We start from the raw sequence: 20,347 nt of genomic DNA, 5'->3' as shown, positions 1-20,347 counted from the left end.
TTTTTTTTTTGATTTTTTTTATTAAACTAAAAATTAGTGATTTAATTATCATTTATATTTAATTTTTTTATAGCTTTTTTTGTTATATTTTATTCTCCATGTAAAGGTAATATAGATGTCTAAGATCAGAGGTAATGTTAAGTGGTTTAATGAATCTAAAGGTTTTGGATTTATTACTCCAGAAGATGGAAGTAAAGATGTTTTTGTTCATTTTTCAGCAATTCAAAGTAATGGATTTAAAACGTTGACGGAAGGACAAAGTGTTGAATTTGAAATTACAGAAGGTGCTAAAGGTCCATCGGCTGCTAATGTTATTAGTTTATAATTTTTAGTCTTTTTTTTGGATATAGCTAATAAAAAAAAGAAAATTTTTTATTAATTATACCAGCAATTTTAGAGCAAAGAAATACTATTTTTGCTGGTATATATTTTATATAATTTTTTAATTTTTACAAAAATAAAAATTTTATTAAAAAATATTTAGAATACCATTCTAACCATGCTAATTTTACTAATTTCATTATATAGTTTTTCTATTTGTGAAAAATTTTTAGCACAAATAGTGATTGAAATAGATAAATAATTTCCCTTATTACTGGATCTGATTTGTGGAATATAATCTCCAGGAATACATAATTGTATTACTTTTATAATTTGATCTACTAATTCAGGTCTAGATAATCCAATAATTTTATATGTAAAATAACAAGGAAACTTTAACATTTCTTGCAAATTTTTTTTCATTTATACCTTCTTTAATTTTTATAAATATTTTTTAGTAAAAAAAAATTATTAAAATTTTTTTTATTTAAATATATAAAATATAAAAAAAAATAATATAAAAAATTTTTTTTTATTCTAACAGATATTAATAAATATTGTTGTATTCAAATTATTTTTCAATAATAATATTTTTTACGGAAAAATTTTATGTTAAAAATTTTTAATACATTAACTCGTAAAAAAGAAATTTTTAAATCAATTGTAAAAAATAAAATAGGAATATATGTTTGTGGAGTTACAGTTTATGATTTATGTCATTTAGGACATGCTAGAACTTTTTTGATTTTTGATATGATAATAAGGTATTTAAAAAATTGTAATTATAAAGTAAATTATATTAGGAATATTACTGATATTGATGACAAAATAATTTTAAAATCTATTCAGAAAAAAGAAAGTTTTGTTAATTTTTCTAATCGGATGATTTTAGAAATGAATAATGATTTTTCAAAAATAAATCTTTTGAAACCAAATTTTGAACCGAAAGTTTCGAATTGTATCAATAATATAATTAAAATTATTTCTAATTTAATTAAAAAAAAGTATGCATATATAGGTAAAAATGGAGATGTATTTTTTTCGATAAAAAAATATTCAAATTATGGTAAAATTTCTAATAGAAAAATAAATAATTTTAAAAAAAAAAATATTTTTCATAATAGCTTGTCAATAAAAAAGGATTTTGAAGATTTTGTTTTATGGAAGTTATCAAAAAAAGATAATGAACCTCATTGGTCTTCTCCCTGGGGAGAAGGAAGACCTGGTTGGCATATTGAATGTTCAGCAATAACTGAAAAATATTTAGGATGTGAATTTGATATACATGGTGGAGGAATAGATTTGTTATTTCCTCATCACGAGAATGAAATAGCTCAAAGTAGTTGTTTTAATGATAGTTTTTCTGTTAGTTATTGGATCCATACAGGATTATTAGTTATAAACAATTTAAAAATGTCTAAATCATTAAATAATTCTTTAATTTTAAAAGATGTATTAAAGAAATTTGATGGAGATGTAATTAGATTTTTTTTTCTTTCTACGCATTATAGAAGTCCTTTAGAATACTTTGAAGAAAAAATAAAAAAATCAAAAAAATCTTTTGAAAAGATTCGTAAAGCTGTTCTTTTTTTAAATTCAGGTTTTTTTAGTTCTTTTAATAATTTTTGTAATTCTTCGATTATAGAAGAAGATAATTTTCATAGTGCTATGAAAAATGATTTTAATACTCCTAAAGCAATATCTGTTTTGTTTAGTATAGTTAAAAAGATAAATTTTTTTAAAAAAAATAAAAATTTAAAAAATGTTTTTTTGTATTCCTTTAAGTTAAAGGAATTAGTAAAAATTTTAGGTTTTTTTACAGATCAAAATGTTTTTTTAAAAGATAAAGATATAAATGAAGAAACATTAAAAAAAAGAAATAAAAAAAAAAGTATTGCATTATTTATAAAATTGAGAAACAAAGCTAGAAAACAAAAAAAATGGGATTTAGCTGATAGTTTTAAAGAAAAATTATTAGAATTTGGAGTAGTTATTGAGGATAAATCTTATAAAGATTTGAAATAAAGAAATTAATTTTTTTTATTTTTATTAAGTTCAAAATTTTTATATGCATAAATAGTATTTTTTAATAAAGTTGCTACTGTCATTGGTCCTACTCCTCCAGGAACTGGAGTAATAAAAGATGCTTTTTCTAAAGCAGAATTAAAATCTACATCTCCAATTATTTTCCCTTCTTCGTTTCTATTAATACCTACATCTATTATAATAGCCCCTTCTTTAATTAATTTTCCATTCAGAAAATTTTTTTTACCTACACTAACAATAATTAAGTCAGCGTTTTTTGTATAAAATTTTAAATTTTTTGTAAATTTATGTACTACTGTAGTAGTACATCCTGCTAGTAATAATTCCATACTCATTGGTCTTCCAACAATATTAGAAGCTCCTATAATTACAGAATTTAAACCGTATGTATTTATTTTATATTTTTTTAATAAAGTAATAATTCCATATGGAGTACAAGATCTCATCAGAGTAGGATGTCTTTGACATAACATTCCTATGTTATAAGGATGTAAACCATCTACGTCTTTTTTAGGATCAATTTTTTTTATTATATTTATAGGATTAATAAATTTTTTAGGAAGAGGTAGTTGTATTAGAATTCCATCGATATGATTATCTTTATTTAGTTTTTCGATAATTAATAATATTTTTTTTTCATCTATTTTTTCATTTAAATATATAACTTTTGAAAGAATACCTACTTTCTTGCATGCTGATTGTTTTTTTTGTATATAAATTTTAGAAGAATAATTATTTCCAATAATTATTATTGCTAATCCTGGAATTCTTCTTTTATTTTTTTTTATTTTTTCTTTAATGTATTTTTTTATGTTTATAAAAATTTTTTCTGCTATTAATTTTCCTTGCATAATTTTACAGTTCATGATTATCTCTTGTATAAATAGGTTATTAGTATTATATTTATTTTTTTTATTTTTTTTCTTTTTATAAAGAAAATAAAGTAATAATTAGAATTATTCGTTGTTGTATTTATAAAATTGTAATATAATCTTTTCTATTATATATTAACCAGCGTTCTTAGCTCAGTGGATAGAGCAACGGCCTTCTAAGCCGTAGGTCATAGGTTCGAATCCTATAGAACGCAAAAAAAAATTTATTCAAAATTTTTTTATAAAAGAATTTCTTTTATTTTTTTTTGTATTTCTAAAATAGAAATACTTGTATTTATTCTAAAATATTTAATATTTTTTTTTTTATTTTCTTTAATATAAAATTTAATTAATTTTTTTGAAAATTTTTTATATTCTTGTATTCTTTTTTTTATAGATAATATATTATCATCATTTCTTTCAGTTAATTTTTCTCCAGTTATATCATCTATATCTTCTTTTATAGGAGGATTAAATATAGAATGATAAATCCTTCCAGATGGAATATGTATTTTTCTTCCTAAAATTCTTTTTATAATTAATTCAGTAGACATAAAAAATTCAATTACATAATCTATTTTTATTTTTTCTTTTTTTATAAAATACGCTTGTTTCATTGTTCTAGGAAAACCATCTAATAAAAATCCTTTTTCACAATCTTTTTTATATATTCTTTTTTTTATTAAATCGAAAATTATTTCATCGTTTACTAGTTTTCCAGAACTTATTATTAAATTTATTTTTTTTCTGATTTTTTCATTTTTTATAGTATTTTTTGATCTTAGTAAATCTCCTAAAGTAATTTTTGGTATATTAAATTTTTCTTTAATAAAATTAGATTGGGTTCCTTTTCCGGTTCCTGGAGCTCCCATGAGTATGATTTTCATTTTTTATTTTTTCTTAATTTTTAATGATTATTTAATCGTATGTTATAAAGATATTTTTTATAAAATATCTTTATAACTATTTAAATTAATAAAACTTTTTAGTTTGTTAAATATAAATTATTCATTAATTTAATAAAATTACTTGGATTTTCTAAACTACCTCTTTCTGCTAAAAGTGTTTGTTCTAATAATAAATCGATCCAATTCTTAAATAATTTTTCGTCTTTGATAGATTTTATTTTTTCTATTAATTTATGATTTGGATTTATTGCTAATATATATTTAATTGGATTCACGTTTTGTCCTGCAGCTAAAAACAATTTTTCCATCTGTGTAGACATTTCGTTTGAATCTGTTAAAACTATAGCTGGAGTTTCAGTTAGTCTGTAAGTTAGCCTAACGTCTTTTACTTTTTCTCCTAGTATTTTTTTTATTTTCTTTATAAACTGCAAACAATCGTTATTGTTTATATTTTTTTTATTTTTTTCATTTTCTTCTGTTAATCTATTGATAGATGAATCATTTATACTAACTGATTGGAATTTTTTATTTTTAAATTCAGTTAAATAATTCATCATCCATTCGTCAATTCGATCGGTTAAAATTAAAACATCGATTCCTTTTTTTTTAAATAGTTCTAGATGAGGATTGTCATATGCAGAATCATAACTATCGGATGTAATATAAAATATTTTTTCTTGTTTTTCTAACATGTTATCAATGTAGTTTATTAAAGAAATTTTATTATTATTTTTTTTAGTTGAAATAGATGAGAATCTTAATAAACTTGAAATAATTTCTTTATTTTCAATATCTTCTGCAGGACCTTCTTTAAATACTGAACCAAATTCATTCCAAAATTCTAAATATTTTTTTGGATTTTTTTTCTCTAAGTTTTGTAGATTTTTCAAGATTCGTTTTGTTATTGATTTTTTTAATTTTTTTATAATTTTATTTTCTTGTAAAATTTCTCTTGATATATTTAAAGGCAAATCGTGTGTATCAATTATTCCTTTAACAAATCTTAAATAATTTGGTAGGAATTGTTTAATTTCTTCCATTATAAAAACTTTTTTAATGTATAGCTTTAACCCACTTTTGTTTTCTTTATTCCAAATATCCCAAGGAGCTTTGGATGGAATGTATAAAAGATTAATATATTCTAGTTTTCCTTCTACGTGATTATGTATCCATAAAATTGGTTCGTGAATATCGTTTGTAAGTTTTTTATAAAATTTTTTGTAATCTTTGTCAGAAATCTCTGATTTTTTTAATGTCCATAAAGATTTTGCAGTATTTATTTTTTTCCAAGAGTAAGTTTTACTTTTTTTATCATAATTTTGTATTTCTATAGGTATAGAAATGTGATCTGTATATTTATTAACTATTTTTTTAATTTTTTGGTTTTCTAAAAAGTCTAGTTCTTTTTCCTTTAAATATAAAGTAATGCTAGTTCCACGGTTTTTCTTAGTACAATTATTTACAGTAAATTCTCCTTTTCCTTCTGATTCCCACATTATTCCTTCGTTAAAAGGAACGTTTGCTGTTCTAGTTCTAACTAATACTTTTTTTGCAACTATAAAAGATGAATAAAACCCAACACCAAATTTTCCAATTAATTTATTATTTTCTTCAGAAATTTTTTTTATTGATTTTAAAAAACTTTTAGTCCCTGATTTTGCTATAGTTCCTAAATTTTCAATAACTTCTTTTTCTGTCATACCGATTCCATTATCAGAAATAGTTATTGATTTATTAATTTTAGAAGTAGTTATTTGAATTTTGGTTTTTGAATCATTTTCATATATTTTTGCATTAGATATTGATAAAAAATGTAATTTTTCTATAGCATCTGCAGAATTAGAAATCAATTCTCTAAAAAAAATATCTTTATTAGAATATAAAGAATTTATCATTATATCTAATAATTGTTTTGATTCTGATAGAAATTTATAGTTCTTTTTTTTATTTTTCATTTATTTTTCCATGATTTTTATTTTTTAAAATAATTTAAAAAAAAATTTTTAATTTTTTTTATATTTATAAATTATTTTTTTAATTAAACAATTTTATTGTCATTTTTTTATATTAATGGAAGATTTAATCCATTAGGAAATGGTGATTCTGCAGAAATTGAGTCCATTTTTTTCTTTTTTTCTTCGGACATTCGTCTAATAGCGTCATTAAAAGCTGCAGTAGTTAGATCTTCTAATATTTCTTTTTCATCAATAGATAATAAACTAGGATCTATTTGTACTATTTTACAATTATATGATCCATTAATAGTAATTTTTACTAAACCAGCCCCTGATTCTCCAGTTACTTCTATTTTTTCTATTTCTTTTTTTGTTATTTCTATTTTTTTTTGTATTTCTTGCGCTTGTTGCATAAAATTACCTAATCCTTTTTTAGTAAACATTTTTTCTCCAGTTATATAAATGTAATAAAATGATTTTTTTTAATTTATTTAATAAGAATTTATTTTTTATTAGAATTTAGTTATTCTTTTTAAGAAATTTTAAATATTTTTTTTATCATTTTTATATTTAAATTATTTTTAAGTTTTTTTTTATTTTTTTTTTCAGAATTTATTTTTTTATTTTTTATGTTTTTGTTTTTTTTTAAAAAGTATTTTTCTTGTATTTTTAAAATTCTTTCATTAGAAATAGTTTCTTTTTTTTTTTCTTTTTTTAAAAATTTTTTTTTTTTTAATAATAAATGTATAATTTTTATAAATAGTTCTGTAGTATTTTTTTTTTCATTGTTTATTATTTTTTTTCTAATTATAATAATATTACGCTTAATAAAGTCATTTCGACACTAATTTTTTTAGTAGGAGCTAATTTTATATCTTTTTTTCCTATTATTATTTTATTATATATTTTTTTTATTTTTAGTTGAGATGTTTTATTTGCAACTTTTATTAATTTTTTTTTTTGTTCTTTCGTGAATTCTTGATCTTCCCAAATTAAAGGATAAGATTGTGATATAAAAATATAGTATAAAATTTTAAGTAAACTTGTTAAAATTTGTTCCCATTCGATTCCAAACTCACTTATTTTTTCGATAATTTTTATTAATGATATTGGATCTTTTTTTAATAAATAGATAATTATTTTTATTGAATAATCTTCATTTAAAATCCCTAACATATTATTTACGATAGTATTAGAAATACTTCCATTACCTATAGAAATAGCATTTTCAATACTACATAAAGCGTCTCTAAGACTACCTTCTGAAAATCTAGAAATATTTTTAATGGCTTTTTTTTCAAAAGAAATTTTTTCTATTTTTAAAATTTCAACTATTTTTTTATAAATTTTTATTTCACTAATCGGTCTTAAATTAAACATTAAACATCTTGATAAAATAGTTTTGGGTATTTTTTCAATATTTGTAGTTGCTAAAATAAATTTAACGTATTTAGGAGGTTCTTCGAGATATTTTAATAATGCATTAAAGCTATGTTTAGATAACATATGAATTTCATCTATCAAATATATTTTAAATCGTCCTTTTATAGGAGGATATTGAATGTATTTGAGTAATTCTTTTATATCTTCTACTTTAGTATGAGAAGCACCATCTATTTCAATTAAATCTAAAAAGTTTCCTTTAGATATATTTTCACAATTTTTGCATTTTTCACATGGATTATTAGTTATTTTTTTTTCGCAATTCAAATTTTTAACTAATATTCTAGCTATACTAGTTTTACCTATTCCGCGATTTCCAAAAAATAGCCATGCATGATGGATTTTTTTCATAGATAGGCTATTACTAATTGCTGATACTATTTGTTCTTGTCCTATTATTTCTTTTAGATTTTTTGGTCTCCATTTTATATACATTGCTTGATAATTCATGTTTATTTCTTAGGATCATTGATATTAAATTAATATTTAATATGCTAACACAATCCTAACTGATATAAAGAATATAAGAATTAATATTTTATAAAAATTATAAAAAAAATTTGTAACAAACTCTAAAATATGATATATCTCTACTAAAGATAGATTATATGTTATAATCTTTCAATTGTATTGTTTTCTGTTAGTTTTAAACTGTAATGTTAGTTTAAAAAACTGGTCAGGTTCGAAAGAAAGCAGCCAATTTAAATGATTACATGTACTGGAAATACTAGCAGAAAACAACACAAGTAAGTTTTATTTTTTTATTTTTATTTCTATTGTTTACATAATTTTAAGTTGAATTTTATGCATTTCCCAATACTTCCCTTTCTTAGTCATTAAGCTTTTATGATTTCCTGATTCCACAATTTCTCCATTATCCAAAACAAATATATTATCTGCTTGAATTATTGTTGATAATCGATGAGCAATTACTAATAAAGTGGTTTTTTTTTTTATTAAATGCAAAACTTTTTGAACAAATTGTTCTGTTTCTGAATCAATGTTTGCTGTAGCTTCATCTAAAATTAGAATTTTTGGATTAGTTATTAATATTCTAGCAATAGAAAGTAGTTGTTTTTGTCCTACAGAAAGATTATTTCCTTGTTCTCCTAACATTGAATAAATTCCATTTTTCATAGAATTTACTAAAGGTAGTAATTGTACTTTTTTTAAAATTTTAAAAACTGTTTCTTCTTTGATTTTTCTTCCTAAAGTTATATTTGAAAATAGAGTATCGGCTAAAATAATTGGATCTTGTTGTACCATACTAATTCCGTTTCTTAAAACGTTATGACTTAATTTTTCTATTTTTCTATTATCTAAATATATTTCTCCATTCTCAATAGGATATTGACCCATAAGAAGGTTAGCTAAACTGCTTTTACCGCTTCCTGTATGTCCTACAAAGGCTACAAAGCTTTTTTGTGGAATAAATATATTAATATTTTTTAATACTTTTATAGAATTATTTTTATAACTAAAGTTTAAATTTCTAATTTCAATTTTTCCACTTTTAAGATTTTTTTTATCATTTCCATAATGTTGTCTAGGTGAATCTATTAATTCAAATATTCTTTCTCCTGCTACTATAGCTTGTTGTAATATCGATTGTTGTGTAGTAATGGCAATTAATGGTTCATTCAATCTTCCTAAATAATTAATAAAAGCATATAAAACCCCTACTTTAAAGAATCCTATTGGAAAATAACTAAATAGAATCATTAGTGCAGATAACATAATAGCTGAAAATAAACTTATAAGTGGTCTTAACAAAAAACCATCCAATTGTAATGTTTTCATTCTCATAAAATAATGTTTTTGGCATGTTTTTTGTATTATTTCTTTAAATCTTTTTTGTTGGGAAAATTGTTGAATAATTTCCATTCCATTAATGACTTCATTAAATTTGTTGTTTATATTAGCTAAATAGGATCTTATTTTTCTTATCATAGGAATACTATAGTATTGATATGTAAACATTATTATTACTATAAATGGAAAAATAGAAATAGATACTAATGCCATATGCCATTCTAAAGCAAACATCGCTAGTAATATCACTATAATTAGTGAACTACTACGAAAAATAGTGACGATAACAGTATCGTACAGCTCTCTAATTACTTCAGTATCATTAGTTACCTTAGAAATTATTTGACCAATAGGTTCTGTATCAAATTTTGCAATTGGTTGTTGCAAAGCAGCTTCAATGACGTCAGATCTTATTTTTTGAATAATTTTTATTGCTATTTGACTAAACAGTATTGTTTGAAAATAGTTTAAAATAGCTGCGACAGTTTGTAAAATAACGAATGTTATTATTATAAATACAACAAGTTTTTTATTAAAATAGTGTTCTTCTATTATATTATGAATATAATAACTAATTAATATTGGTCCTAGTACTTCGGAAATTGATGATCCTAATAAAAGTAAAAAAGCTGAATATAATGATTTTTTCCATGGAATACCATATTTTAACAACCTTTTTAATATTGGCCAAAATTTTATTAAATTAGCCATTTTTTAGAAAACCTCTTTATTTTTTATTTGAGTATTTTTTATATATTTATCTTGATAATGATATGTTTGATGATACCAATCATTTTTCTTTTTAATTAACTCATCATGAGTTCCTTGTTGAGAGACAGTATTATTATTAATTACAATTATTTTATCCATTTGTGATAACACGGATAATTGATGAGATACCACAATAATTGTATGTCCGCTTTTTTTCCAGGATTTTAAACTATTTAATATTTTTTTTTCAGTAAAAGTATCTACTGCAGATAAAGCATCATCTAAAATTAAAAATTCGGATTTTAATAATAATGCTCTAGCAATTGCAATTCTTTGTTTTTGACCGCCTGACAACATGACTCCTCTTTCTCCTATAGGAGTATTATATCTTTTTGGAAATCTCATTATATCTTCATGTATATGTGCTAGTCTTGCAACTTTTTTTATTTCTTTAAGAGAAGAATTAGGTTTTCCAAAAGCAATATTTTTAGCTATAGTATCTGAAAATAAAAAAGTAGTTTGATTGACAACAGATAATTTGTTTCTCCATTGTTCTAAATTTAATTTTTCTAAAGAATGGTGGTGATAACATATTTCTCCTTTAGGAATAAAAAAATTTTTTTGTATTAATCGAATAATAGTGCTTTTTCCAGAACCTGTTGGACCACAAATACCAATTTTTTGTTTAGGATATATAGAAAAGAAAATATTTTTTAAAAAGTATTTTTTATTGTTAGAATAAACAAATTTTTTTATTTTTATTTCTAATAATCCACAAGAAGATGGGATATTTTTTTTTCCACTTTTTATAAGAATTTTATTTTTTAGAATAGATTGAATTCGATCCCATGCAGCACTTCCTCTTTCGACTATATTGAACATCCAAGCTAATGCTAACATTGGCCAAATCATTACTCCTAGATACATAATAAAACTAGTTAATTGACCTAAGCTAATTTTTTCATTCCAAACCAACCATCCTCCAAAAGTAATAGCTAATAAATTAGACAAAGAAATTGCTAAATGTATTGTTGGATCAAATTTTGCATCTATTTTTGCAACAAGCATATTTTTTATTCCAGCATCTTTGGTTATTTCATAAAATTTTTGATATTGTCTTTTTTCTAAACCAAATGTTCGTATCATTCTAATACTAGTTAGACTTTCTTGTGTTTGATCATTTAAATTAGAAAAAGCGGCTTGTGCTTGTCTAAAATGTTGATGTAGTTCTTTTCCATATGTTTTTATTAAAAACGCCATTATTGGCATTGGTATTAATGAAATTACAGTCAATTTCCAACTAATTTGACTTGTCATAACTATTAATACAGAACAACCCATTACTAAAGAATCTACTAATGTTAAAACTCCTTCTCCTGCTGCAAATACAACTCTATCAACATCATTGATAGCTCTTGACATTAAATCACCAGTTCTATTTTGTAAATAAAAAACAGGAGATTGTTTACTAAGATAGGAATAAAATTTTACTCGTAATTCTACAGCTAGTTGATAAGAAGCTCCGAATAATAAAATTCTCCATATATATCTCAAAATGTATACAGTTATAGCAGTAACTATCATAATAACTATTAATAAAAAGACATTTTTTTCGTTTGTTTTTTTTTGTACAATTGAATCAACTATTATACCAACAAGTTTTGGAGGTAATAGTTGCAGTATAGATATTATAATTAAAAGAGAAACAGCTCCTAAGTATCTTTTCCACTCTTTTATAAAATACCAATTTAGTTGTTTAAATAATTTCACAAATATTCCTATTACTTTTTATTAATTGTTAATTTTATTAACTTCGAAAAAAATAAATTATACATATCTATTTATATATAAGTATATTTTTTAAAAAAAACTAATTTTTAAAATATATAGTGAATAAATTTTATATAAGTAATTTTTTTGTTAAATATTTTTCTTAACATTAAATTTTATATTTATGAATTTTTTATTTTGTAATCATTGATGATTTTTATGAATATGTTTTATTTATTTCTGAAATTGATTAAAAATTTATTTTATAGAAAAATTTTTCCATATTTTATATTAGAATTTTTTTGCAAGTTTTTTAAAATAGTAGCTAATATTATTTCTGATTTATATTGTTTAAAATAATTAGAGATAATTTTTTTTTCGGATGGATTTAATTTTTTATTAAATACTTTATAAAAACATATAATATTTAAATTTCCTATTTCATTTTTCTTAAGAATATATATTTTTTTATTTTTTTTTGGGTAAGGTAATTGAAAAACTGTTCTAGATAATGAATTATTAATATCTCTTGATAAAATTATGTGTTTTTTAAATTTGTATTTGTTATTATTTGATAAAAAATTTTCATTTTTAGTTAGATTTTTAATTATATTTAATCCGATTTTTTTTGATTTTTTTCTTGATTTTTTGTTTTTTAAGATTAAATAAATTTTATTTTTTACTTTTTCGAATTGAATTAGTTTTTCTTTTTTAATTTTTTTAAATTGAATTAAGTACATAAGATTTTCATTTATTTTTATAAATGATGTTTTTTGTTTTTCTTTTTCTATTTTAGGATCAGATAGTAATCCAATAATTTTTTTATTAGATAATTCTTTAGGAATATTATTTTTTGTAATCCATTTAGTTTTATTTTTTTTTATATTTATGTTTTTAGAAATTGTTTTTATCGATTGAAATAGAAATTTTTTATTTTTATTTTCTATTGTTTTTTTTAGATTTTCATAAATTTCTGATTGTTTATAAAATTTAATTTTTTTTATTATATTATTTTTAATTTCGTTGATTTTTTTTATTTTTTTGATTTTTATGTCATCTAATTTTATTATTATGTAAATTTTAGAATTTATTTTAATTATTTTTGATATTTGACCTTTCTTGATTAATTTTGCTTTTTTAATAGAAATTGGAAGTTCGTTTGAATTAAACCATCCTAATTCTCCATATTTTTTTGAAGAGATTGGATCACTAGAATATTTTTTTGCTAATTTTTTGAAATTGCTATTTTTTAATAATAATATAGATAATATTTTTTTTAGTTTTTTTTTATTGTCACTTTGTATAATACTAAATTTTTTAAATTCATTTGTATAAAATTGTGATAAATGTTGTTTGTACCAGTGTTTTATTTCTTTATTTTTTATTTTTATTGGAATTTTATTTTTTTGAATTTTTATGTAAGAAATTTTGATTTTTTTTGGAGAAATGAATAATTTTTTATTTTTTTTAAAAAAGTTTTTTATTTCATTTTTTTTAACTTTTTCTTTTTCGAATAGAGAAAAATTATTAATATTTAATATTTTAATAAATCTTTTTTCTGATATAAGTTTAGAGATGAAATCTGTTTCTTTTTTTAAAGAAAAATTTGTATTGATGAAAGTGTTAATAAAAGTGTTCGTGGCAATTTTGTTTTTTATTTTTTTTTCATATTGTTTAGGGGTAATATGATGTTGATATAATTTTGAAAGATATAAATTATAATTAAATTTTCCTTCTTTTTTAAAATATGGTTTATTTATTATTTTTTTTTGAACAATAAAATCTGAAACAGAAAAACCAATTTTTTTTGTATATTGTTCTAATAAAGCATCATTTATTATTTTTGACAAAATTTGGTTAAAAATTTCTAGTCTTATTGATTGATCGTTTTTTTCATAAAAGGATATTTCTTTATTTTTTTTTTCTATTTCTTTTTTGTATAAATTAAATTTATTTAAAAATTTTTCGACAGTTATTGTTTCACCATTAATTTTTAAAGCATATGAACGATAATTTTTATTATAGTAATTTAAAAAACTACTTAAAAAAATAGAAATTATTATTATAAATAAAATAGTGTTTAAGAAAATTGTTTTTATTTTTTTTTTAGAATAATTCATGAAATCTAATACCTATGTTTAATAAAATTAATTAGATTTTTTTTATTTTTTCTACAAGGCTGGCAATTCGATTATTTTTTGCCAGCCAAAGAAATTTAAAAAAAATAAAATAATATATTTTATGTTTAATATATATATTTTTATTTTAAGAATAAGGATTTTTCTCCAATGCTAACACTAGTACTTCTTGGATGTTTTTTACTGGATGTATTTTTAAACAAGAAAGAATATTTTTTGGGATTTCTTCTAGATCTTTTTTATTTTCTTTAGGTATTAACACTTTTTTTATTCCACCTCTATGGGCAGCTAACAGTTTTTCTTTTAGACCTCCTATAGGTAATATTTGTCCTCTTAAAGTGATTTCACCAGTCATTGCTAAATCAGATCTTACTGGGTTTTTTGTAAAGCAAGAAACCATTGCTGTACACATTGCGATTCCTGCACTAGGCCCGTCTTTAGGAGTTGCACCTTCTGGAACATGCACATGAATATCATTTTTTTCATAAAAATTTTTAGTAATTTTTAATTTTTTTGCTTGGGATCTTACTACAGTTAATGCTGCTTGTATAGATTCTTGCATAACTTCTCCTAAAGACCCTGTATACATCAATTTTCCTTTTCCAGAAATACAAGCGCTTTCTATTGTTAGTAATTCTCCTCCTACTTCTGTCCAAGCTAAACCAGTTACTTCACCTATTTGGTTTTTTTCTTTTATTTTTCCATAATCAAATTTTTTTACCCCAAGATATTTTTTTAAATTATTTTTATTAACTTCTACTTTTTTTATTGATTTATTTAGTAAAATTTTTTTTACTGTTTTACGACATATTTTTGATATTTCTCGTTCTAAACTTCTAACTCCTGCTTCTCTTGTATAATACCTAATAATATTAGTAATAGCTTCATCATCAATAAATAATTCTTCTTTTTTTAGAGCATTTCGATTAATTTGTTTGTTTTTCAAGTGTGATTTAGCAATATTTAATTTTTCATCTTCAGTATATCCAGATAGTCTAATTACTTCCATTCTATCTAGCAATGGTTCTGGAATGTTCATAGAATTGGATGTTGCAACAAACATAACTTCAGAAAGATCATAGTCAACTTCTAAATAATGATCGTTAAAAGAGAAATTTTGTTCTGGATCTAATACTTCTAATAGTGCAGAAACTGGATCAACTCTCATATCACAAGACATTTTATCTATTTCATCTAATAAAAATAGTGGGTTTTTTACTCCAATCTTTGCCATTTTTTGAATTAATTTTCCAGGCATTGAACCAATGTATGTTCTTCTATGTCCTCTTATTTCAGCTTCATCTCTTATTCCACCTAAAGCCATTCTAATATATTTTCTTCCAGTGGCTTTTGCTATGGATTTTCCTAGAGATGTTTTTCCAACTCCAGGAGGTCCTACTAGGCATAAAATAGGGCCTTTTATTTTAGATGTTCTATTTTGGACTGCTAAATATTCTAAGATTCTTTCTTTTACATTTTTTAACCCAAAGTGATCAGAATCTAAAATTTTTTCTGCTATTAATAGATTTTTTTTAATTTTACTCTTTTTTTTCCAAGGAACTTGTAACATCCATTCAATATAAGTTCTTACAACAGTAGCTTCAGCAGACATAGGAGACATCATTTTTAGTTTTTGTAATTCTGATTCTAATTTTTCTTTTGCTTCTTTTGGTATACAAATTTTTTGTATTTTTCTTTTTAAAATTTCATTTTCATCGGGTATTTCTTCATTTTCTCCTAATTCTCTTTGAATAGCTTTCATTTGTTCATTTAAATAATATTCTCTTTGACTTTTTTCCATTTGTCTTTTTACTCTATTTCTAATTCTTTTCTCTACTTCTAATAGTTCTATTTCATATTTCATCATTGCAATTAGATAAGAAAATCGCTTTTCTATGTTTGTTATTTCTAAAAATGATTGTTTATTAGTTAATTTTAATGGAATGTGGGAAGCAACAATATCTCCTAATTGTTCAATATTTTTTATTTTTTTAATAGATTCAAGTAGTTCTATTGGAGATTTTTTATTTTTTTTAATAAATTTTTTAAATTGATCAATTATTGTTTTAGCTAATATTGTTTTTTCTTTTTGTTTAATTTTAGAGCTTTTTATTACTTCTATTTCTGCAGATAAGTATTTTTCATTATTTAACAAACATAAAATATTGGCTCTTTGTATACCTTCTATTAGTACTTTTATTGTCCCGTCCGGTAATTTTAATGTTTGTAAAATTACTGAAATTGTACCTACTTTGAATAGATCGTTTATTTTAGGTTCATCAATTGATGCTTCTTTTTGAGTTACCAACATAATTTTTTTTTCATTATTCATGGACGATTCAATACACATAATCGATTTTTTTCGACCTATAAATAAAGGAATTACCATATGAGGGTATATTACGACGTCTCTTAGTGGTAAAACAGGAATTTTAATGCGTTCTGAACGCTCAAGATTCATAGATCTGTCTCTCTTTTCTGCAACATACGATGGGAGATATGATGTAATAAATAAAATATATGATTGCTCTCTTTGATGATTTAAGGAGTAGTTTTTTTGAATAGATATTTAAGATATTACAATAATTAAATAATAATTATTATTATTAATTTTTTTATTTTTTTATATCAAAAAATAGTATTAATTTTTAATTATTCTCCAGATTTTATTTCTTTGTTAATTTCTTTTTTTTTATAAATAAAAATTGGTTTTTCGTTTTTGTTGATAACTGATGGACTGATAATTACTTTTTTTACATTCATTAAGGAAGGTAATTCATACATAGTATCTAATAAAATTTCTTCTATTATCGATCGAAGTCCTCTAGCACCTATTTTTTTTTCTATAGCTTTTTTTGCAATAAAATCAATAGATTTTTCTTGAAATTCTAGTTTTACTCCTTCTAATTGAAATAATTTTTCGTATTGTTTTAATAACGAGTTTTTAGGTTTTGATAAGATTTCTATTAGTAGTTTTTTATCTAAATCGTGTAATTTTATAATTATTGGTAATCTTCCTATGAATTCTGGAATTAAACCAAATTTAATTAAATCCTTTGTTTGTATGTTTTCTATTTTTTTTTCTTTATTTTTTCTTTTTTGTTCATGTTTTTTTTTTTGAAATCCAATATTTATGTTTTTATTTTTTCTTTTTAAAATAATTTTATCTAAATTGTAAAAAGTTCCTCCACAAATGAATAAAATTTTTGAAGTATTTAAATATATAAGATCTTGTTGTGGGTGTTTTCTACCTCCTTTAGGAGGAATGGATACGATAGTTCCTTCAATTAATTTTAGTAATGATTGTTGTACTCCTTCTCCTGAAACATCTCTAGTAATTGATAGATTTTCAGATTTTTTAGATATTTTGTCAATTTCGTCTATATAAATGATACCTAATTCAGCTTTTTTTATATTAAAATTACAATTTTGTAATAGTTTTAATAATATATTTTCAACGTCTTCACCTACATATCCTGCTTCTGTAAGCGTAGTGGCATCAGCTACAGCAAATGGAACTTGTAAGTATTTAGCCAATGTTTCTGCTAAAAAAGTTTTACCGCTTCCTGTAGGTCCAATCATTAAAATATTGCTTTTTCCTATTTCAACTTTATTTTCTGTTTTGGTATTTATATATTTTATTTTTTTATAATGATTATATACGGCGACTGATAACATTTTTTTTGCTTCATGTTGACCAATTACATATTGGTTTAAATATTCATATATTTTTTTTGGAGCGGGTAAATTAGTTAATTCTATACATTTTTCTTGTTTTTTATTATTGTTTTTAACAATTTTATAACATATTGTAATGCATCTGTCGCAAATATTTACAGATGGACCAGATACAATTTTTTGTAGTTCTTCTTGTTTTTTTTTACAAAAAGAACAAAAAATATTATTTTTAGAATTATCATTTTGATTTTTAGACATAATCTTTTTCTTAAATTTTTAGTTTATGTTTTTTTATTTTTTTTAGATTTTTTAAAATTTCAAGATAAAAAAATCAATAAATAGAACATTTTTTAGTAAAGTTAATTAACTTTTTTTAGAAATTAGTTATTTTAAATATAATTTAAATTTAATAAAAAAAATTATCTTTTTACTATAATTGAATCAATTAGTCCATATTCCATTGCTTCATTAGGGGAAAAAAAACGATCTCTTTCACTATCTTTTTTTATTTCTTTGATATTTTTTCCTGTAAGTTTTGAAAAAATTTTATTAATTTTATTTTTTATTTTGATTATTTCTTTAGTATGGATTTCTATGTCTGTTGCTTGACCTTTTATTCCACCAATTGGTTGATGTATCATAATTCTAGAATTTGGTAATGAAAATCGTTTTCCTTTTTTTCCTGATGCTAAAATAAAAGCTCCCATAGAACATGCTTGTCCTAAGCAAATAGTATTTATTTCAGGTTTTATAAATTGCATTGTATCGTAAATAGAAAAACCAGCAGTTACTGATCCTCCAGGAGAATTAATATATAAAAAAATATCTTTTTTTTCATCTATCGATTCTAAGAATAATAGTTGAGCTACGATTAAATTAGACAATTCATCGTTAAGAATTCCGGTAAAAAAAATTATTCTATCTTTTAGTAAACGAGAATAAATGTCATATGAACGTTCACCAGTAGAATGTTGTTCTACAATCATTGGAATAAGATATGAATTAATTTTGTTTTTTTTTTTGTTTTGATTTTTATAGAATATCATTTTTTTTTTCTCAAAAATATTTTTAGAAATTTGGTTTTTATTTAAATTAATTAAAATATAGATTTAATTAAAAATTATTAAATATCTAGATTATTTTTATCGATTATTTTTTATCAATTTAGTTATTATATATTTCAAACAACAATTTATTTTTTTTATGGAGAAAATATTTTACATTTTTTTAGTAAGAAATATTATTTTTGAAAATATTAATTTAATTTTTTCAAATAAATGGAAGGAATAAACAAAAGATTTAATTCTAAGGAAGAGATAATTAGGTTATTAAAATTTATATTCTTAAATTTGTATAAATTTATATATTTCATTTTTTATATATATTTTTTTTGAATTTAGTAATTTAGTTTTTTTTTAGTATTTATTTTTTTTTAAAACAATATATCAATAATTTTCCTATCTTTTTTTTTAAATGGAAATTATTATTTTTAGTTAAAATTTTTTGAAATTTATTTATTTTTTTTAAAAAAAAATATTTTATTTGTTTTCAAATTTAAGATTTTATTTAATTTTTAAAAATTTTTATAATATTTCGATTTTTTTAAATAGTGTTTAAAATAAGTTTAAAAAAATATTCTTTTATAATGTATGTATAACAATAATATGTAATATTAGCATATTTTAAAAATATTAATAATTATTAATATCAACTAAACATTTATTTTAAAAAAAATAAATATTTATAGATAATATTTTCTACAATTTTTTCATTAAATATGTTATTTTTTTTGATAAATTGGATTTTAAACAATTTTAAATGAGGAATATTATAATGAAATTTAAAGAAAAAAGTAACATTATAATAAAAATTATATTTTTTACAACCATATTATTTCTTTCTGGTTGTAGTAGTAATTTTCTTTTTCCAAAAGGAGAGATTGCTATTAAGCAATATTCATTAATTGTAATTGCTTTTTCTTTAATGTTATTGATAGTAACACCTGTATTTTTTATGACTTTCTTTTTTGTTTGGAAATATAAAAAGAGTTTTTATAAAAATATTTATAAACCAAATTGGGATCATTCTAATATAATTGAAGTTATAGTTTGGTTTTTCCCAGTTTTAATTATCTCAATTTTATCTTATTTATCTTATCAATCAGCACATGAATTAGAACCTAGCAAACCTTTGTTGTCTGTAGTTAAACCTGTTAAAATAGAAGTAGTTTCTTTAGATTGGAAGTGGTTGTTTATTTATCCAGAAGAAAATATTGCAACTATTAACGAGATTGTATGTCCAACGAATACTCCTTTAGAATTTAAAATTACTTCTAATTCAGTTATGAATTCTTTTTTTATTCCATCTTTAGGAAGTCAAATTTATGCAATGCCTGGAATGGTTAGTAAATTACATTTATTAACTCATTATCCAGGTTTTTATGAAGGTTTCTCTGCTAACTATAGTGGAAAGGGATTTTCTGATATGAAGTTTAAAGTTTTAGCAATAAATAATCAAAAATTATTTCGTTTATGGGTAAAAAAAGTAAAAAAATCTTGTAAACAAATTAATAATTTTTATAGTTTTAAAAAACTAGCCGTATCTGATGAAAATCATTCTATTGAATATTTTTCTGATATTGGAACTGAACTTTTTAATAAAATTCTAAAAGATAATTGTAAGGATTAAAAAAC

The 20,347-nt window shown here is 21.5% G+C and carries 15 protein-coding genes, 1 tRNA gene and 1 other RNA gene; 5 read left to right on the top strand and 12 right to left on the bottom strand.

Features of this window, described 5'->3' with window-relative positions; genetic code table 11:
• Positions 1 to 115 precede the first annotated feature (115 nt).
• A complete protein-coding gene (gene cspE / locus AB4W66_RS02035; RefSeq protein ID WP_367674783.1) occupies positions 116 to 325 on the top strand; it encodes a transcription antiterminator/RNA stability regulator CspE in 210 nt (69 codons plus the stop codon).
• Between the two features lie 155 nt (positions 326 to 480).
• On the opposite strand, the gene ybeD is transcribed toward cspE, so the two are convergent.
• Positions 481 to 744 (bottom strand): DUF493 family protein YbeD, encoded by a 264-nt coding sequence (gene ybeD, locus AB4W66_RS02030; RefSeq protein WP_367674782.1) that lies wholly within the window; start codon positions 742 to 744, stop codon positions 481 to 483.
• 186 nt (positions 745 to 930) lie between these two features.
• Between ybeD and cysS the strand changes: the two genes are divergently transcribed.
• The gene (gene cysS / locus AB4W66_RS02025) at positions 931 to 2,346 is read left to right on the top strand and encodes a cysteine--tRNA ligase (protein WP_367674781.1); all 1,416 of its coding nucleotides are present in this window, start codon (positions 931 to 933) and stop codon (positions 2,344 to 2,346) included.
• 5 nt (positions 2,347 to 2,351) lie between these two features.
• Here the strand turns inward: cysS and folD are convergent, their stop codons facing one another.
• Positions 2,352 to 3,233, bottom strand: coding sequence for a bifunctional methylenetetrahydrofolate dehydrogenase/methenyltetrahydrofolate cyclohydrolase FolD (gene folD, locus AB4W66_RS02020; protein ID WP_367674780.1), 882 nt, complete (start codon positions 3,231 to 3,233; stop codon positions 2,352 to 2,354).
• 148 nt (positions 3,234 to 3,381) lie between these two features.
• On the opposite strand from folD, the gene AB4W66_RS02015 reads away from it, so the two are divergent.
• Positions 3,382 to 3,454, top strand: a tRNA-Arg gene (locus tag AB4W66_RS02015).
• 24 nt (positions 3,455 to 3,478) lie between these two features.
• On the opposite strand, the gene AB4W66_RS02010 is transcribed toward AB4W66_RS02015, so the two are convergent.
• From AB4W66_RS02010 to dnaX, 4 genes are all read right to left on the bottom strand, one after another.
• Positions 3,479 to 4,126, bottom strand: coding sequence for an adenylate kinase family protein (locus tag AB4W66_RS02010; protein WP_367674779.1), 648 nt, complete (start codon positions 4,124 to 4,126; stop codon positions 3,479 to 3,481).
• Positions 4,127 to 4,224: 98 nt separating this feature from the next.
• The gene (htpG, locus tag AB4W66_RS02005; RefSeq protein ID WP_367674778.1) at positions 4,225 to 6,102 is read right to left on the bottom strand and encodes a molecular chaperone HtpG; all 1,878 of its coding nucleotides are present in this window, start codon (positions 6,100 to 6,102) and stop codon (positions 4,225 to 4,227) included.
• A gap of 107 nt (positions 6,103 to 6,209) precedes the next feature.
• On the bottom strand, positions 6,210 to 6,545 hold the full coding sequence (locus tag AB4W66_RS02000; protein ID WP_367674777.1) for a YbaB/EbfC family nucleoid-associated protein: 336 nt from the start codon (positions 6,543 to 6,545) through the stop codon (positions 6,210 to 6,212).
• A gap of 364 nt (positions 6,546 to 6,909) precedes the next feature.
• Positions 6,910 to 7,995: a DNA polymerase III subunit gamma/tau gene (gene dnaX, locus AB4W66_RS01995; protein WP_367674776.1), complete on the bottom strand. Its 1,086-nt coding sequence runs from the start codon at positions 7,993 to 7,995 to the stop codon at positions 6,910 to 6,912.
• Between the two features lie 188 nt (positions 7,996 to 8,183).
• Between dnaX and ffs the strand changes: the two genes are divergently transcribed.
• Positions 8,184 to 8,281, top strand: an RNA gene (ffs, locus tag AB4W66_RS01990) — signal recognition particle sRNA small type.
• 44 nt (positions 8,282 to 8,325) lie between these two features.
• Here ffs and AB4W66_RS01985 read toward each other — a convergent pair.
• The 6 genes from AB4W66_RS01985 to clpP all read right to left on the bottom strand — a co-directional run bounded on the left by AB4W66_RS01985 (position 8,326) and on the right by clpP (position 18,700).
• A complete protein-coding gene (locus AB4W66_RS01985; protein WP_367674775.1) occupies positions 8,326 to 10,068 on the bottom strand; it encodes a SmdB family multidrug efflux ABC transporter permease/ATP-binding protein in 1,743 nt (580 codons plus the stop codon).
• 3 nt (positions 10,069 to 10,071) lie between these two features.
• Positions 10,072 to 11,838, bottom strand: coding sequence for a SmdA family multidrug ABC transporter permease/ATP-binding protein (locus AB4W66_RS01980; RefSeq protein ID WP_367674774.1), 1,767 nt, complete (start codon positions 11,836 to 11,838; stop codon positions 10,072 to 10,074).
• 263 nt (positions 11,839 to 12,101) lie between these two features.
• The gene (locus tag AB4W66_RS01975; RefSeq protein WP_367674773.1) at positions 12,102 to 13,958 is read right to left on the bottom strand and encodes a SurA N-terminal domain-containing protein; all 1,857 of its coding nucleotides are present in this window, start codon (positions 13,956 to 13,958) and stop codon (positions 12,102 to 12,104) included.
• Positions 13,959 to 14,103: 145 nt separating this feature from the next.
• Positions 14,104 to 16,437, bottom strand: coding sequence for an endopeptidase La (lon, locus tag AB4W66_RS01970; RefSeq protein WP_367674772.1), 2,334 nt, complete (start codon positions 16,435 to 16,437; stop codon positions 14,104 to 14,106).
• Between the two features lie 191 nt (positions 16,438 to 16,628).
• Positions 16,629 to 17,912 carry an ATP-dependent Clp protease ATP-binding subunit ClpX gene (gene clpX, locus AB4W66_RS01965; protein ID WP_367674771.1) on the bottom strand — a complete coding sequence of 428 codons (1,284 nt, stop codon included), beginning with the start codon at positions 17,910 to 17,912 and terminating at the stop codon, positions 16,629 to 16,631.
• 161 nt (positions 17,913 to 18,073) lie between these two features.
• The gene (gene clpP, locus AB4W66_RS01960) at positions 18,074 to 18,700 is read right to left on the bottom strand and encodes an ATP-dependent Clp endopeptidase proteolytic subunit ClpP (protein WP_367674770.1); all 627 of its coding nucleotides are present in this window, start codon (positions 18,698 to 18,700) and stop codon (positions 18,074 to 18,076) included.
• A gap of 787 nt (positions 18,701 to 19,487) precedes the next feature.
• On the opposite strand from clpP, the gene cyoA reads away from it, so the two are divergent.
• Positions 19,488 to 20,342, top strand: a complete 855-nt coding sequence (cyoA, locus tag AB4W66_RS01955) for a ubiquinol oxidase subunit II (RefSeq protein ID WP_367674769.1) — start codon at positions 19,488 to 19,490, stop codon at positions 20,340 to 20,342.
• The last annotated feature ends 5 nt before the right edge of the window (positions 20,343 to 20,347 follow it).

This window comes from Buchnera aphidicola (Tetraneura ulmi) (assembly GCF_964058925.1).
GTDB classification, from domain to species: Bacteria; Pseudomonadota; Gammaproteobacteria; order Enterobacterales; family Enterobacteriaceae; genus Buchnera_D; species Buchnera_D aphidicola_B.
The sequence above is the reverse complement of the archived record's forward strand: the minus strand, read 5'-3'. Positions and strand labels throughout refer to the sequence as shown.